This window comes from Haloactinopolyspora alba (assembly GCF_003014555.1).
Classification (GTDB): Bacteria; Actinomycetota; Actinomycetes; order Jiangellales; family Jiangellaceae; genus Haloactinopolyspora; species Haloactinopolyspora alba.
In genome coordinates, this window is the sequence record NZ_PYGE01000017.1 from 64,070 (window position 1) to 78,885 (window position 14,816).

General features: G+C 67.0%; 17 protein-coding genes. 10 read left to right on the top strand and 7 right to left on the bottom strand.

Annotated elements, in window-relative coordinates; translation table 11 throughout:
- Positions 1–413: 413 nt before the first annotated feature.
- Positions 414–977, top strand: coding sequence for an NUDIX domain-containing protein (locus tag CLV30_RS19715; RefSeq protein WP_106538951.1), 564 nt, complete (start codon positions 414–416; stop codon positions 975–977).
- Here CLV30_RS19715 and CLV30_RS19720 read toward each other — a convergent pair.
- Positions 961–2,301: an NsdA family TPR-like regulatory protein gene (locus CLV30_RS19720; RefSeq protein WP_106538952.1), complete on the bottom strand. Its 1,341-nt coding sequence runs from the start codon at positions 2,299–2,301 to the stop codon at positions 961–963. The genes CLV30_RS19715 and CLV30_RS19720 overlap by 17 nt on opposite strands.
- A 147-nt stretch (positions 2,302–2,448) precedes the next feature.
- Between CLV30_RS19720 and CLV30_RS19725 the strand changes: the two genes are divergently transcribed.
- The 8 genes from CLV30_RS19725 (at position 2,449) to CLV30_RS19765 (ending at position 7,994) form a co-directional block, all read left to right on the top strand.
- Entirely contained in the window at positions 2,449–2,715 is a 267-nt protein-coding gene (locus CLV30_RS19725) for a hypothetical protein (RefSeq protein ID WP_106538953.1), read from the top strand.
- A complete protein-coding gene (locus CLV30_RS19730) occupies positions 2,712–3,662 on the top strand; it encodes an HsdR family type I site-specific deoxyribonuclease (protein WP_205741122.1) in 951 nt (316 codons plus the stop codon). The genes CLV30_RS19725 and CLV30_RS19730 overlap by 4 nt, the downstream gene beginning before the upstream one ends.
- A 277-nt stretch (positions 3,663–3,939) precedes the next feature.
- Positions 3,940–4,305 (top strand): transposase, encoded by a 366-nt coding sequence (locus CLV30_RS19735; protein ID WP_106538954.1) that lies wholly within the window; start codon positions 3,940–3,942, stop codon positions 4,303–4,305.
- Positions 4,302–4,742 carry a hypothetical protein gene (locus CLV30_RS19740; protein ID WP_106538955.1) on the top strand — a complete coding sequence of 147 codons (441 nt, stop codon included), beginning with the start codon at positions 4,302–4,304 and terminating at the stop codon, positions 4,740–4,742. The genes CLV30_RS19735 and CLV30_RS19740 overlap by 4 nt, the downstream gene beginning before the upstream one ends.
- A gap of 270 nt (positions 4,743–5,012) precedes the next feature.
- Complete coding sequence (locus CLV30_RS19745; protein WP_106538956.1) at positions 5,013–5,390, top strand: hypothetical protein; 378 nt, start codon at positions 5,013–5,015, stop codon at positions 5,388–5,390.
- A 139-nt stretch (positions 5,391–5,529) separates the two neighbouring features.
- The gene (locus CLV30_RS19750) at positions 5,530–6,072 is read left to right on the top strand and encodes a nuclear transport factor 2 family protein (RefSeq protein WP_106538957.1); all 543 of its coding nucleotides are present in this window, start codon (positions 5,530–5,532) and stop codon (positions 6,070–6,072) included.
- Positions 6,073–6,486: 414 nt separating this feature from the next.
- Positions 6,487–7,032 (top strand): hypothetical protein, encoded by a 546-nt coding sequence (locus CLV30_RS19760; RefSeq protein WP_106538959.1) that lies wholly within the window; start codon positions 6,487–6,489, stop codon positions 7,030–7,032.
- 224 nt (positions 7,033–7,256) lie between these two features.
- Positions 7,257–7,994, top strand: a complete 738-nt coding sequence (locus tag CLV30_RS19765; protein ID WP_129711124.1) for a hypothetical protein — start codon at positions 7,257–7,259, stop codon at positions 7,992–7,994.
- A 55-nt stretch (positions 7,995–8,049) separates the two neighbouring features.
- Here the strand turns inward: CLV30_RS19765 and CLV30_RS19770 are convergent, their stop codons facing one another.
- Entirely contained in the window at positions 8,050–8,520 is a 471-nt protein-coding gene (locus CLV30_RS19770) for a VOC family protein (RefSeq protein WP_106538961.1), read from the bottom strand.
- 50 nt (positions 8,521–8,570) lie between these two features.
- Between CLV30_RS19770 and CLV30_RS19775 the strand changes: the two genes are divergently transcribed.
- Positions 8,571–9,431, top strand: coding sequence for a helix-turn-helix domain-containing protein (locus tag CLV30_RS19775; protein ID WP_106538962.1), 861 nt, complete (start codon positions 8,571–8,573; stop codon positions 9,429–9,431).
- Between the two features lie 12 nt (positions 9,432–9,443).
- Here the strand turns inward: CLV30_RS19775 and CLV30_RS26650 are convergent, their stop codons facing one another.
- From CLV30_RS26650 to CLV30_RS19795, 5 genes are all read right to left on the bottom strand, one after another.
- A complete protein-coding gene (locus CLV30_RS26650; protein WP_165358764.1) occupies positions 9,444–9,593 on the bottom strand; it encodes a hypothetical protein in 150 nt (49 codons plus the stop codon).
- A gap of 123 nt (positions 9,594–9,716) precedes the next feature.
- A complete protein-coding gene (locus CLV30_RS19780) occupies positions 9,717–11,987 on the bottom strand; it encodes an arylsulfatase (protein WP_106538963.1) in 2,271 nt (756 codons plus the stop codon).
- 58 nt (positions 11,988–12,045) lie between these two features.
- Positions 12,046–13,095 (bottom strand): ABC transporter substrate-binding protein, encoded by a 1,050-nt coding sequence (locus tag CLV30_RS19785; protein WP_129711123.1) that lies wholly within the window; start codon positions 13,093–13,095, stop codon positions 12,046–12,048.
- Positions 13,096–13,125: 30 nt separating this feature from the next.
- The gene (locus CLV30_RS19790) at positions 13,126–13,974 is read right to left on the bottom strand and encodes an ABC transporter ATP-binding protein (protein WP_205741121.1); all 849 of its coding nucleotides are present in this window, start codon (positions 13,972–13,974) and stop codon (positions 13,126–13,128) included.
- 14 nt (positions 13,975–13,988) lie between these two features.
- The gene (locus CLV30_RS19795; protein ID WP_129711122.1) at positions 13,989–14,813 is read right to left on the bottom strand and encodes an ABC transporter permease; all 825 of its coding nucleotides are present in this window, start codon (positions 14,811–14,813) and stop codon (positions 13,989–13,991) included.
- Positions 14,814–14,816: the final 3 nt, after the last annotated feature.

Here is a 14,816-nt window from a genome sequence, read left to right on the forward strand (position 1 = left end):
AAGGACCGGTGCGGGGCCGTCTGCGTCTTGATCGATTCCTCAGAAATTCCTCAGCAGGACCACAAACGGCCAACTAAAGCCAACGGAGTTTCGAGGCATTGACGCAGGTCAGATAGTGTTTCCCGTCAACTACCAACGGTTACAAGCGCCCTGGTGAGAGTTCGAGCTCTACTTCGACATCTGATCCTGGTCACGCCCCTGACCTGGGCTGGAGTCGGGACGAAGATCGCTTAGTCCGCAACGAGTCCGCACGGGCCGTCAGCACCTCATCAACGGCGGTCCGTGTGGACTCGTCCGCGTCCGGCCACAGTTGCGTGTACGTGTTCAGCGTCGTGATGGCAGACGCATGCCGAATTCATACGGCGCGTGGCTCAAGCCCGTCGACGTGCACCGGTAGGGATCGGCGGAGGGGGATGGCGCGTAGCGTTCGTTGGGTGACTGGCGCGAAGACTCAGTGGACGATTCATGGCGAGCAGCTCGTGGACGAGAACCGGCACATTCGGTTGTCCACGGCGGACGTGGAGCTGCCCGATGGCACGCGCTTCACCCAGTACGTCGCACGAATGCCACGGTGTGCGATGACCCTCGTGTTCAACGATCAGCAGCAGGTGCTGTTGATGTACCGACACCGGTTCATCATCGACCAGTGGGTGTGGGAGTTGCCCGGCGGATACGTCGACGGCGTCGAGGACATTGCCGCGGCTGCGGCACGCGAGGTGGAAGAAGAGACCGGGTGGCGGCCACGGTCGATGGAGCACCTGGCCACGTTCCAGCCGGCGATCGGATCAGTCGACCAGCCACAACAGGTGTACCTGGCCCGCGGCGCGGACCGAACCGACACCGCCCCGGATGTGAACGAGGCCGAGAAGCTGGACTGGTTCACCCTGCCGGAAGCCGCCACCATGATCGAGCGTGGCGAGATCGTCGGCGCCGCGACAGTGGTGGCGGTCTACCGCGCGCTCACGCTCGCGCCGTGACCGCGGCGACGCGGTCACGGAACTCGGCTACCTCCGGGATCTGGTCGTGCGCGGCGAGGCGGTGCCTGACTGCACGTAGGTAGCTGTGGCTGCGCCGCGACCCCAGCCCTTCGACGATGTCCGCGACCCGCTCACCCACACGCACAGCCTCGAGGGGATCGTCCCCGGCGTGTGCGCCGGCCAGTAGGCAGAGGTTGAACGACCGGCCACGCTGGTAACCGTCGGCCATGTCGAGAGACCGTTCGGCATAGGTGGCTGTGCGGTCGTCGTCGCCAAGGTCACGGAAGCAGTGCGCGATCTTCGCCGACAGGTACGCCTCGTCGTAGTACGCCAGCCAGTCCGGCGATGCGTCGGAGCGGTCGAACGCTCGCTCCGCATGGGTGAGTGAAGACGAACAGGCGGACGCGTCGTCGAGAGCGGCATGCCCGTGAGCCTCGACGACATGGCACTCAGACTCCAGGGCAGCGAGCCCTGCCTTTCGGGCGCCGATCTGTGCGGCGCGTGCCAGGTCGACCGCGTCGCCCGGCCGGCCTACGTAGGTGGCCTGGTGGCTCATCGCGGCCAGGATCTCCGCGCCGAGCCCAGCGTTACCGCCTGTACGGGCCAGCCGGAGCGCCTGGATCAAGTACCGCTGTGCAAGGCCATGTTCCTCTTGGTCATAGGCCATCCACCCGGCCAACTTGGTCAGCTCGGCCGCCGCGGCGAACAGTTCCGCGCCGACCGGTTCGGTGTACGAACCGCGCAGCAGCGGCGCCACCGACGAGTGCAGGTACTGCGCCACAGTCGCCCGGACCTGGCCGCCGCCGACCTGGTTGTCCAGCGACCTGAACGACGCCGTCATCGACGTGATCGAATCAATGTCGCTGCGTCCGACGCGACGGCCGCTGGACCGCGTCGGACGTCCAGGCTCGTGCAGCGTGAGCCACCGCATCGACGCTGCGGGATACACAGCGACCGCATAGGACGCGCCGATCAGGAACCGCCGCCGCTCCACGTCGCCTCTCCATAAGGCAGTCGCGGTGTCCAGCCCGGCCGACCAGCTCAGCCCGAACTCGAGGCCGACATCCACCGGATCCGACTCGCCGCTCAGGCCGCACTCGCCGGCGGTGACACGTCGCCCCAGCGCCTCGGTGAGCACCTCCACGACCAGGCTCGGGTAGCGAGGCTGATCGCCGTCGAGCCAGCGCCGGACGCTGTTGTGGTCGTAGCTGACCTCCAACCCGACGGCGCGCGCTCGCTCGACCACGCGACGGGCGAGGCCCTTGTGTGTCAGCCCCGCCTCGTCGAGCAGCTCGACCAGACGCTCGTTCCTCTGTCGCGGCATTGCATGACCTTTCCAACTGGTCACCGCAGCCTGACACGGGCGCTCGGAGACTACAACGACTTCCGTAAGGCGCACGCCCCCTACGCACGCCCCCGCCCCACACGCACGCCTTACGGCACGTGCCGCGGTCGCGCTTCGATACGTGCCATGAGCCGACACCTCGTCATGACGACTCTTCGCGAGGCCGCGAGCGCGGTCGCCATCCTGGCCCAGGGTCGTCAGGCCGACGACGGGGAGCGCGGTCTGACCCGGAGTGATGCACACCTGCTGAGGGACGACACCATGCGACTCGCCACGACCCGGCACCAGTATTGCGACCACTGCGGCCGCGTCACGGTGCACGACGTCACCGTCTACTACGACGATCCGTTCAGTTCCGACGAGATCGTCTACTGCATCGAGTGCGCCGAGTGACCGCCGACGCCGAGCTCGATGTCGCCGGCCTACTTGCGGTCGCGTCGATCCCGATCAGCAACATCGAGCAGCTCAAAACCGAGCTCATGCCGGCCATTGAGGCTGCAGTCTCGTTTTTCCCCGGCGTCGATCGAACCGTCGGTGGCTACGAGGGGTTGGTGCAGGCCCAAGCAGCGATTGCCGACGAGGCGCAGAAGGACGCATTCGGGCTCGCCTACAGCGTCGTGTCGCAGCTCTGGGAGGCGATCAGCCCCGATCCGATCCTCAGCCAGTACCAAGCGGACTATCGATGGCTCACCGACGTCTACGAGTCGGTGCGTCCCAGCGACATCACCGGCCGACTCGTATGGCACTCTCTCGGACCCAAGACCGCCGAACTCGTCAGCGAACACATCACCGTCGAGGTGCCCAATGACGCCGAGGAGACCATCGTCCTCAACGAGGACGTCATCAGGGACCTGATGAGCGGCGATGGGAAGGACGTCCCGGTCGAGGAGATCGAGAAGCAGATCAGCGCCCGCATCGCCCGCCACCTCAACAACCCCAAGTTCATCGAGCTCGGACAGCGCCTCAACGCCCTCCGCGAGAAGTACGCCGACATCCAGCAATCCAGCCTCGATTTCCTTCGTGAGCTCCTCGACCTCGCCCGCGACACCGTCGCCGCGGAGAAGGAGGTTGCCGAGATCCCTCGCGAGGAACGCGGCAAAGCGGCCCTCACCGAGCTCTTCGAGACACTCAAGACCGACGGCACACCCATCATCGTCGAGAACATCGTGAACCGCATCGACGAGGTCGTCCGGGGCATCCGCTTCGAAGGCTGGCAGAACACCGTCGAGGGCGACCGAGAGGTCCGCCAGGCCCTCCGCAAGACGCTCTACGTCCAGTTCAAGATCCGCGACAACGACGTCTTCGAGAAGGCCCTCGGCTACGTTCGGGAGTACTACTAGGAAGGATGATGGGCGTAGTTCAGCTCAACACAGCGATCTACGAGCTCCCTGTGCCAATCTGGATGGGGTCCGACGTGCTTGGACAGACCTTCCGGACGCGCTGCCGTGCGGTCACCTTCGACGTCCTGATGCCGCGGCCAAGCAGTGACAACGGCCAGCCAGCGACCGACAGTCCACGGCGCAGACGACCACGACGTCACGTGGCCGATTAAATGAATTTGGAGCCCCAGCCCTGCTGACCTGGACCGGGTCGACTCTCCGTAATACGCTGTATTACGTGAGCGCCAGTCAGACATTCCACGGCCGGGAGCCGACGGACCTCCCGATCGAAGAGATCGACTGGTCTCATCGAGGCGACTACATCCGTAGCCGCTCAGCGCGCAAGCCGGGCGATTTCAACGTCGAGCCAGAGTGGGCGACAGAAGCGGCAGTGGACGAGGAGCGCATCGTCGCTGCGCCCGACCCAGCTAGCAAGTCGGGGGAGACGATCCGGGTCGTTGGATACAGCGAGTCCGCCAACCGAGTCCTGGTTGTCATACTGCTGCCCGTGAACCTGCCCCAGATCGATGGTTCATGGATCGGTGTGAACGCGTGGACAGCAAACTCAACAGCCATGAGGGCTTACCACCAGAGGGAGGGGTGAGCAACGTGGGCACAAGAGATACAGAGCAGATCCTTGCCGAGGAAACCGAGGCATCCGAAGCTGGCCGGGACACGGAGGCTACCTACGTCCAAAACCGCAGCCGTGGCAAAGACCCGTCTCTGGTGTACTCGGTCCGGATGCCGGTCCATCGACTGGAAGAGCTGCGTGTCCTGGCAGAGCAGAACGACATGACCCCGTCAGCTTTGATGCGCCGCTTCGCGCTTGAAGGGCTGGACAGGGCTGCAGATGCCACGCCGCGTGTCCCTGAGACGCGTGATGACGTTGGGCTGGACGGTGAACAGATGGTCGTGATGACCCCCGACCAGTTCAAGGCTGTCGTGCACGATGCCATCCAGATGACGGCTCAGGAGGTTCTCAGTCCCCTGATGGAGTTGGTCCAGCAGATGCAGGAGAAGCAGCGACACTCGGCCGCCTGACTGCGGCATCGCGCAGGTTGCACAGGTATGCCCGCCCCCATGCCGGTGCTCGTCGGCAATGCGTGCACTGTGCTAGGGGTTCCCAGCCCGTATGCCCGCATCCGAACGCGGTCGTGTGGTTGCCGGTGCGCCGCAGACCGGGCCCGGCCGTCCACCGTCGGATGCCAAAATCCGTTCGGGCGACGCACTGAGCGGCACGCCTCGTCGACGGCAAGATCCTCCGGCGGCGCACCCATAGGAGGCAGGTAGACGGCGCGTTACCATCCAGACGTGGAGACCAGGGCCGAGCCCCGCGTCCTCGTCCTCGGGCTGGATCCGTATCGGGTGCCCGGGCCATGGGACCCCGAACCGGTGGCCGAGGCGATCGACGTCGGGCTGGCGAAGTTCGCGGAGCATGGCGTAGGTGTCGAGACCTGCCTTGTCGGCCTCGATGGAAGTGACGACATCGAGGCGGTCGTCGAGGATGCGCTGCGCGCGCACGCGTGGGAGTGCGTCACTATCGGCGGTGGTCTGCGGCACTCGGACGACCGAGTAGAGCTACTCGAACTGGTGATCAACCTGGTGCGCCGACACGCCCCCGAGGCAGCCATCGCTTTCAACAGCACCCCGGCGGGTACCTACGAGGCCGCAGCCCGCTGGCTCGCGTGACGATCGCGGACCCATACAGCCGCTGCGCCTTTGGCGGACCGGCGAGCTCCTTGTCCTGCGTACCCGTTAACGTAGCGTCGGCGGTCCACGACACCGAAAGGCAACAGGCTTGTCGCGTACCAGGCGTCCCTGGCAGCTCATGATCACCACCACGACGTCGGCCATCGTCGGCCTCAGCCTTGCGAGCTGCTCCGATGACACCAAGAACGAGCCCGCCGGCTCAATCATCGAGCCGACCGCCTCGAGCCTGTCCACACCGAACGCCACCGGGCCGTCCGAGGCTGCCGACATCGCCGCCGTCAGACAGGTCCATGCCGAGTACTGGGACGCGGTCATCACCTCCGAGAACCGTCCGACCACAGCAGATCGCAGCCTTTTCGACGGCATCGCGACCGGCGCAGCTGTGGAGACTCAGCTCGCCGATGTCGGCAGCCTGAAGGAGGACGGCATCCGTCGCCTCGGCGCTCCGACACTGGGCGAACCGGCGATCACAGTCGACGGCGACAGCGCCACCGTCGAGGTGTGTGTCGACAGTTCGACCTGGGGTGCAGCCGTCGGCGACACGACTGCGCCCCCGCAGACGCCGCACCCGAGGCCATCGGTGGTCGCACTCGAACGCACCGACGAAACGTGGCTGGTCACCGAACAGATCCCGTCCGACGAGGCTACGATCACCTGCTGAGCATCGAGCAGAGCTCACGGCCGCCTCGCACCATGACGCTCGCGACCGGCCCCTGGGGTAAGCCGTCGACCGAAGTTGCGACCGCCCGGCCGGCTCCGTATCGTCCCGCCCCGTTGACGTAGTACAGACGGCACGGAGAGGCAGCGGGCTTGTCGCGTACCAGGCGTCCCTGGCACCTCATGATCACCACCGCGACGTCGGCCATAGTTGGCCTCAGCCTTGCGAGTGGATCATCGTCAGTCACATCCCGGTCAATGAATCGAGCCTGACATGCTGACCGTTGGACAGCCGAGACCCGGACGTCGATTGTGGCGGACCGGCAGGCTCGGTGTCCCCCGCACCCGTTAACGTGGTGCCGACGGTCCACGACACCGAAAGGCAAGAGGCTTGTCGCCCACCAGGCGCCCCCGGCAGATGATGATCACCGCTGCGATGTCGGCTGTCCTCGCCGTCGGCGTTGCTGGCTGCTCCGACGATGCGCCAGACGAACCGGCCGGCCTCACCGCGGGACCGACGCCGACAGGCACCTCCTCAGCGAGCCCCACCGGACCGTCCAAGGCCGACGACGTGGCTACCATCAAGCAGCTCTACGCCGATTATTGGGACGCCGTGATCACCGCCGAGAACGGCCCGAACCCCGACCCGGCACTCTTCGACGGAATCGTCACCGGCGACGCTCTCGAGTCACGGGTCGGCCGGGTGCAGCGCATGGTCGACGAGGAACAGCGCCGCTACGGCAAGCCCAAGATCGGCGAGGTAAAGGTCACCGTCGACGGTGACACTGCCCGCGCCGAGGCTTGCGTCGACCAGCGCAAATGGGGTGTGGTCGTCCAAGGTCAGACGCAACCCCCTTTTGACGACATAGAGCCCGGCCCCATCGGTGTCGTCACCAAACGCACTAAGAACGGGTGGATCATCGTCAATTACATCCCTGTCGATGAGTCGAGCTTGACATGCTGACGAACTGGTCGAAGTCTCGGTGCCTAAACTTGGTGGTGGCGGCGCTGGCCGCCTTCCTGGCCTTGTCGGTCGTCGACGGTCCGTACGCTGGCGCTGCGCCGGGTGCCCCGGGCGAATCCGCTGCAGGCGACGAGCCGCTGAAGATTCAACCTGCCGCCGAGTGTTCCGTTCCCCCCGGCTGGACAGAGGTCCACAAGGACGAGGCCACCGGTGAAATCGTCACGGTGACGCATTGTCCTGGTGACGAGGACGAGGGTGACGGCGACCAGGACGAAGGCACGAACGAGCCGACCTGCGAGTTCTACGAACAGTACGACGAGTTCTGCATGGGCGAGGCAGCCTGCTGGGGCAACAACCCAGCGGCCGTGCAGGACCCCGACGAGCTCCAGGGAGTCCCCAAGCCCTCCCCCGACGCCCACGTGGCGTACCGGTCGTGCCGGTATCCCGACGGCACCGTCGAAGACAAGTGGTACTGGACCACCGAGTCCGAAGAACCTCCACTCGAGGAACAGGCGCGAGAGGCGTACGGGCTGCTGGCTACTCCGGACTTCACACTAGCGTTCAACCCGCCGGGGCGGACGTTCGTCAACCTCGACACCTGGTGGTGGGCCGACGGCGCCGGCGACGGCGAGATCACCGGCAGCTCAGCCTTCGGTGTGGTCGCGATCGCCACGCCCGACCACATCGAGGTCGACCCCGGCGACGGCAGCAACATCATCACCTGCGACTGGGCGACCAGCAAGACGGACACCTGCCGCTACGCCTACCCACACGCTTCGACCGACGGGACTGCCCAGGTGGACGGCTCCCCCGCCTACACCGCGCGGGCCCGGCTGGTCTACACGGTGCGGTTCGAGAACGCCGGGGAGCCGCTCGAGCTGCCCGGCTTGCCGGAGCAACTCACGAGCCCGTGGGAGGAAACCGCCGTCCCGGTCGGTGAAGTCCAGTCCCTGGTGGAGTGACGGGCCGCCCTTCGTGGAGTGACGGGCGGCCCGTCCGGCGGCACTCGAGCCGGGATCAGGACTGCTGGGCGATCCACTCCGCGATGCGGCGCTCGGCTTCCTCCGGCGAGACGTCCTCGACCCTGGTCGCGAGACTCCATCGGTGTCCGAACGGGTCCATGACCGTGCCGTACCGGTCACCCGACGGGAAGTCGTTGACGGCCGTGACCACGCTCGCCCCGGCCTCGACAGCCTGGGCGAACAGCGCGTCGACGTCCTCGCAGTAGATCATGATCGCCGACGTGACGCCGTCGGCACCAGGTGCGATCAGCCCGTACTCGGGCAGCGGGTCTCCCATCTGCAACGTGGAGTCGCCGATGCGCAACTCGGCGTGCATGACGGTGCCGTCCGGCCCGTCCATGCGGCTGATCTGTTTCGCGCCGAAGGCACGCCGGTAGAAGTCGATCGCTTCGGCCGCGCCGTCGACGGCGATGTACGGGTTCAGGCTGTGGAATCCGGCGGGAACCGGTGCGACTGTGTTCGTCATGGCGCCCAGTCTCGGGCGACGTTGTCGGTGCGGTCTTGTAGAAAGGCGACATGTTCACCGGGCCGACCGCCAGCACCAAGGGCATCCTCCGCCCGGCCGACGTCGCACGTCAGGTCGACGTCCGCCGGTACGGTGCCGACGACGACGTCGCCGGCTATGTCGAGCGGTACTGGTCCGTCCACTGGGACCGGCCCGCGCGCGATCAGTACGCGGTGCGGGTCATTCCCCCGCCCAGCATCAACCTCACCTTCACCCATGACGGCGGCGCCCACCTGCACGGTGTCGGCCGGCAACTGTCCGCGCACGAACTGTCCGGCAGCGGATGGGTCTTCGGCCTCAAGTTCCGTCCGGGCGGGTTCCACGCACTCGCCGGCCTGGCAGCGTCCGAGATCACCGACCAGACGGTCCCGTTGGAGCAGGTCATGGGGCCGGCGGTGCCGTCCCTGGCCGACGCGGTCCTGAACGCCGAGTCCGACCGGCATCGGCGGGCGCTGGTGGCGGCGTTCGTCCGGCGCCAACGGCCCGAACGTGACGACGAGATGCTCGCCCTCGTGGTCCGTATCGTCGCCACGATGCTCGCCGACCGGAACCTCACCCGGGTCGACGACGTCACCGCCCGGTTCGGTCTGTCGTCACGGACGGCGCAACGGCTGTTCCGCCGCTACGTCGGGGTGGGGCCGAAACACGTGCTGCAGCGCTGCCGCCTGCACGACGGCGCCGATCTGCTCGCCAACGGCACGGTCGACGACATCTCCGCGTTGGCCGCCCAGCTCGGCTACGTCGACCAGGCGCACTTCACCCGCGACTTCAGCGCGGTCGTCGGCAGCTCCCCCGCCGCCTACCTGCGAGCCTGCCGGGCCGACGCCGCGCGGCCGGCCGACGCCACCGTCGCGGCCCAGCAGCCGCGGTGACGCCCGGACGTGTCAGCTGTTCCGCTTGACCCAGCCCCACACGGACGTCGCGACGAACAGGACCGCCCCCAGCACGAACAGCCAGAACAGACCCTTGATGATCAGGCCGAGGACCGAGATCACGATCCACGCGGCGAGCAGGAGCAGCAGGATGCGCAGCATGAGCATCATTATGACACCGACCGCAACAGCGCTCCCGCGCCGCGGCGCGCGGACCGGTCCCGCGTCACCGCGGAACCCGCCCACTCAGCAAGCGGGCGGGTCGGCGGCATCTGTTCCGGTCGATCAGTCCTGCGGCTCGTAGTCATCGACGCCGTCGGTGTCGTCGCCGAGCTCGAAGGTGACGTGGTGGATCGTCCCGGTGAACGGGAACGGCGCCCGATAGCCGTCGGAGACCGGCGACAACGCGTCCCGGCCGACCTCCAGGCCGGCCCAGTCCATGAAGTGCCGATACGTCTCCGGGATGTCGACGTGACCGGAAGCCACGCCGTCGATCGCCAGCGAGCCGGTCCCCTTCAGCTCGCCGCTCTTGTCGAAACGGTAGGTCAGCTCGTGCTCGGTCGGCTGCTGCCCGTCCGTACCGGTGATCTCGGCCGTGACCCGGAAGATCCGGCCGTAGTAGTTGTAGTCGTGGACCAGCAAGCCGTTCTGCACGTACAGGACGTATCCACCGGAGACGCTGCCGCAGGAAACCAGCACACCCTCGTCGGGCGCGGAGAGCGAAACCCTCGCCGTCACCGTGTACGAGCGGTCCAGCACGAACGGCGCGACTCCGCTGGGCACCCGTGTCATGCCGGGGTAGTACGTGAACGTCGACCGCGAACGCGGCGAGTGACGTCGTGCTTGTGCCTCGGCGCGACGCTCGGCGAAGCGCCGGTCGTCCAGCGGGAGCACACCGTAGCGACGCGCCTCCTCCCACCAGGCCTCCACCAGCATCCGCAGGAGTTCGGGTTCCTGTTCGGCCAGGTCGTGGCATTCGGAGAAGTCCGCCGTCAGGTCGTACAGCTCCCAGACGTCGTCGGCGTAGTCCGACCCGGGCTCGTGGAAAGCAACGGCCTTCCAGCCGTTCTGCCAGATCGCCCGGGACCCGAACATCTCGAAGTACTGGGACTCCTTACGTGTCGGCCCGTCGGCGTCGAACGTGTACGCCATGCTCGTTCCGTGCAGCGGCATCTGTGGGACGCCACGGATCGTCTCCGGCGCTTCCGCTCCGAGTATCTCCAGCAGCGTCGGCGCGATGTCGACGACGTGGTGGAACTGGGTGCGGATGCCGCCTTGCTCGGAGATGCCGCGTGGCCAGCTGACGATCAGCGGGTCGCGGACGCCCCCGGCGTGGGTGTTCTGCTTGTACCGCTTCAACGGAGTGTTGCCGACCTGCGCCCAGCCGAGCGGGTAGTTGTTCTGTGCCCGTTCGGTGCCGATGTCGTCGAGGTGCGAGAGGTTGTACTCCAGCGGATCGACCTGGGAGTTCTCGTAGAAGCCGGTGTTCACCGAGCCGTTGATCTGACCCTCCTGGCTCGCACCGTTGTCGGAGAGCAGGACGAACACGGTGTCGTCGAGCTGGCCGAGACGTTCCAGGTGCTCGACCAGCCGCCCCAGCTCGTGGTCGGTGTGCTCGACGAACGCGGCGAAGGCTTCCTGCAGGCGTGCATAGACCCGCCGCTGGTCCTCGCTGAGCTCGTCCCAGGCCTGCACCCCCGGGTTACGCGGCGGAAGGTCGGTGTCCGCGGGGATCAGCCCCATCGCCTTCTGCCGCTCGAACCGCTCGGCCCTGACCTCGTCCCAGCCGCGGTCGTAGGCGCCGCGGTAGCGGTCCAGGTACTCCTGCGGAGCCTGGTGCGGCGAGTGGGCCGCTCCTGGAGCGAGGTACAGGAAGAACGGCTGCTCGGGAGCCACCGAGACCTGGTCGGTCGTGAACGAGATCGCGTGGTCGATCATGTCCTCGTTGAACGTGTACCCCTCTTCCGGTGACTTCGGAGGGTCCACCCGATGGTTGTCGTGGACCAGCTCCGGATGGAACTGGTCGGTCAACGCGTCCATGAAACCGTAGAAGCGGTCGAACCCGCGTCCCAGCGGCCACTGGTCGTAAGGGCCCGCCGCGGACGTCTGATCGGCCGGTGCCAGATGCCACTTGCCGACCGCCATCGTGTGGTGGCCCTGTGCCCGCAGCATCTCGGCCAGGGTGCCCGCCTCGTGGCACACGGCACCCCGCTTGCTGGGATATCCGCTGTCGGCGTTGGAGATGATCGACATTCCCACCGAGTGGTGGTTACGTCCGGTCAGCAGCGAGGCGCGGGTCGGCGAGCACAACGCCGTCGTGTGGAAGTTGTTGTAGCGCAGACCACGCGCGGCGAGAGCGTCGAGCGTCGGTGTGGCGATCTCACTCCCGTAGCAGCCGAGGCTGGAGAATCCGACGTCGTCGAACAACACCAGCACCACGTTCGGTGTCCCCGGCGCCGGACCCGTCTCGGGCGGCCACCACGGCGTCGAGTCCTGGTAGGTCGTGCCGATCGTGCCCTGGAACCCGTCCGGGCTGTGATTGCCATCCGTGCTCACGTTGCGCTCCTCGTCGTGATCTCGTTTCGGTGTACTAGGTGCGCGCCGCACCGGTACGTCACGGTCGGTTTCGTTGTCGGTACTCGGTGGCGGCTTCCAGCACCTCGCGACCCTGGGTGACCATTCCGGGCACGTCCGGGCTGGTCAGGTAGACACCCTGGTCGACGAAGAAGTCGGCGGTGCCTTGCATGGCGTCCTCGGTCGCACCGTTGTCGGCGGCCTGGACCGCTTCCTCCAGGGACAGCCACTCGCGCACGGACAGCGCATAAGCCGCCTGCTCACGCGAGCCCTCCACGCCCACTTCCTCATAGAAGTCCAAAAGGTGCTCGACGGCCTTGTCCGGGTTCTGGTTGATGTAGGACGCCGCCCGGTACGACGCGTCCACGAAGGCCGCCGCGGCCTCCGGCTGCTGCTCCCAGAAGCTCTTCGTCACGATCCACGGGTCGACGATCGCGGTGCCGGCCTCGGCACCGTTGCAGACCTGCACGTACTCGTCGCTGCTCACCAGGGGCCAGTTCGGCGACGAGAAGCCGGTGCCCGCCACGACGCGGCCGGCCTGCATCGCCTGGATCACCCCCGGCGGATCCAGCGGGACGACCTCCAGGTTCTCGTCGGAGACGCCGAGGGACTCCGCACAGGCGAACAGCATCTGCGAGCTGGTGCTGTTGGCGACGGTCGCCACCGGTTCGGCGGCCAGGACCTCCGCAGGCGAGCTGCCCTCGAGCGCGTCCGCACTGATGAAGAGGATGAGGTTGGTGTCCTCACGCAGTTGGGTGCCGACGGAGATCAGTTCGAACTTGTCCCATCCGGTCAACGCCGGAGGTCCGCCGGTCCAGCCCGCCTGCCAGTCTCCGGCGGAGCCCGCAGCGAGCGCCGCGGGTCCGCTGGAGGCGTACTCGATGTCCACGTCCAGTCCGTTGTCCTCGTAATATCCCAGCTCGTCGGCGAGCCATTGAGCGAATCCGGTCTCGTTCGGCTGGCTCGTCAGGCTGATCTCGGTGATTCCGGCCTCCGTCGTCGTGGCTCCCGAGTCGGCCGCGCAGCCGGTCAGGCCGAGCGACACCGCCACGGCGCCACACATGAAGAACCTCGTTCGAGTGGCGTTCACACATACCTCCAGCACTCGCAGTGAGCGGGGCTACGACGCGACGATCTCTTCCTTCACCAACTTCCAGACGCGCTGGCGAAGCTGGGTGAACTCCGGATGGCCCATGGCGGTCTCGATGTCGCTGCTGCGCCACTCGGCATCGCCGGGCACGTCGATCACCGTCTTGATCGCGCCCGGACGTCGTGTCATGACGGCGACGCGGTCGGCGAGGTACACCGCTTCCTCGACGCTGTGCGTAATGAACAGGACGGTGAACCGGTGCACCTGACGCAGCCGCACGAGCTCCTCCTGCAACAGCAGGCGGGTCTGGGCGTCCAGCGCACCGAAGGGCTCGTCCATCAGCAGGATCTCCGGTCGCAGCACCAGCGACCGGGCGATCGCCACCCGCTGCTGCATCCCGCCGGAGAGCTCGTGCGGGTAGGAGTCGCGGAACTTCCCGAGCCCCATCAGGGTGAGCTGTTCCTCCAGCCGTTCCGCCTGCTCGGGCTTGGGCACGCGTGCCTGTTGCATCCCGAAACAGATGTTGTCGGCCACGGTCCGGGAAGGGAACAGCGCGAACCTCTGGAACACGACGCTGCGCTGCGGCCCCGGGCCGCCGGCCGGCTCGCCGTCCACCAGGATGCTGCCGGACGAGGCCTCGTCCAGGCCGGCGGCGACCATCATCAGGGTCGACTTGCCGCACCCCGACGGCCCCACGATGGTGAGAAACTCGCCCTGCTCGAGCGCGAGGTCGCAGCTCGCCAGAGCGTCGACCTCACCCGCGCGAGTGACGAAATTCTTGGTGACACCCCGGATCTCGAGTTTGGGGTCGTGGCCGTTTCCGGTCGTCGGCGAACCTGTGACCGGTCCGCGAGTTCGGTTTGCGGTGCTGTGAGTCACGTATCCTCCGGAATTCAGGCGTGCCACCGTAGGGCGCGCGCGGACAACTTCTGCAGCGCGAGATCGAACAACATCCCCAGAACGCCTATGCAGACCATTCCGGCGACGATCACCTCGGTCTCGCCGTTGCTCTGTGCCTGAGAGATCACGAATCCGAGGCCTTCGCTACCGACGACCAGCTCGGCGCCGATGAGCGCCATCCAGCCGTTGCTGAGACCGATGCGCACACCGGCGAGCGCGGACGGGGTCGCGACCGGGAACACCACCCGCGCCAGCGTCGTGGCCGACGACGCGCCCAGCGCCCGTGCGGCCTTGTCCAGCAGCGGGTCGACCTGCGCGACGCCGAGCTGAGCGTTGATCACCATGGGTGGGAACGCCGCCACGAACACCACGGCCGACTGTGCCGTCAGGCCCGCGCCGAACCACAGCACGGCCAGTGGGATCCACGCGAACGGCGGAATGTAGCGCAGCAGCTCGAACACCGGCGTCACGGCGGCACGTACCGGCGGTATCCACGCCAGCAACGCGCCCGTCGGAACCCCGATCAGCACGGCGGCGAGCACACCAAGCCCCCAGCGCTGAACCGACGAGGCGACGTGCCCGAACAGGGTGCTGCCGCTGAACGGGTCCACCGCGAGGGTGGCGATGGCTCGTGCGACGTCGAGCGGCGACGGCAGCGTCTCCGGGTCCAGGAGCCCGAACACCGAGGTGACCAGCAGCCACACGAGCAGGACGGAGCCGATCGACGCGATCGCGTGGTTACGGGCTCGGGTACGGACGTCGAGGGCGGGCCCTGCTTCACTCGCCCTGCGCGGAGCCTTCACATCTGTTGTGGCCATGCG

Coding starts and splice junctions, on each gene's coding strand:
- CLV30_RS19715 (WP_106538951.1), top strand. CDS start 414: ATGGCGCGTAGCGTTCGTTGGGTGACTGGCGCGAAGACTCAGTGGACG.
- CLV30_RS19795 (WP_129711122.1), bottom strand. CDS start 14,813: ATGGCCACAACAGATGTGAAGGCTCCGCGCAGGGCGAGTGAAGCAGGG.
- CLV30_RS19720 (WP_106538952.1), bottom strand. CDS start 2,301: ATGCCGCGACAGAGGAACGAGCGTCTGGTCGAGCTGCTCGACGAGGCG.
- CLV30_RS19760 (WP_106538959.1), top strand. CDS start 6,487: ATGATGATCACCGCTGCGATGTCGGCTGTCCTCGCCGTCGGCGTTGCT.
- CLV30_RS19750 (WP_106538957.1), top strand. CDS start 5,530: ATGATCACCACCACGACGTCGGCCATCGTCGGCCTCAGCCTTGCGAGC.
- CLV30_RS19725 (WP_106538953.1), top strand. CDS start 2,449: ATGAGCCGACACCTCGTCATGACGACTCTTCGCGAGGCCGCGAGCGCG.
- CLV30_RS26650 (WP_165358764.1), bottom strand. CDS start 9,593: ATGCTGCGCATCCTGCTGCTCCTGCTCGCCGCGTGGATCGTGATCTCG.
- CLV30_RS19770 (WP_106538961.1), bottom strand. CDS start 8,520: ATGACGAACACAGTCGCACCGGTTCCCGCCGGATTCCACAGCCTGAAC.
- CLV30_RS19775 (WP_106538962.1), top strand. CDS start 8,571: ATGTTCACCGGGCCGACCGCCAGCACCAAGGGCATCCTCCGCCCGGCC.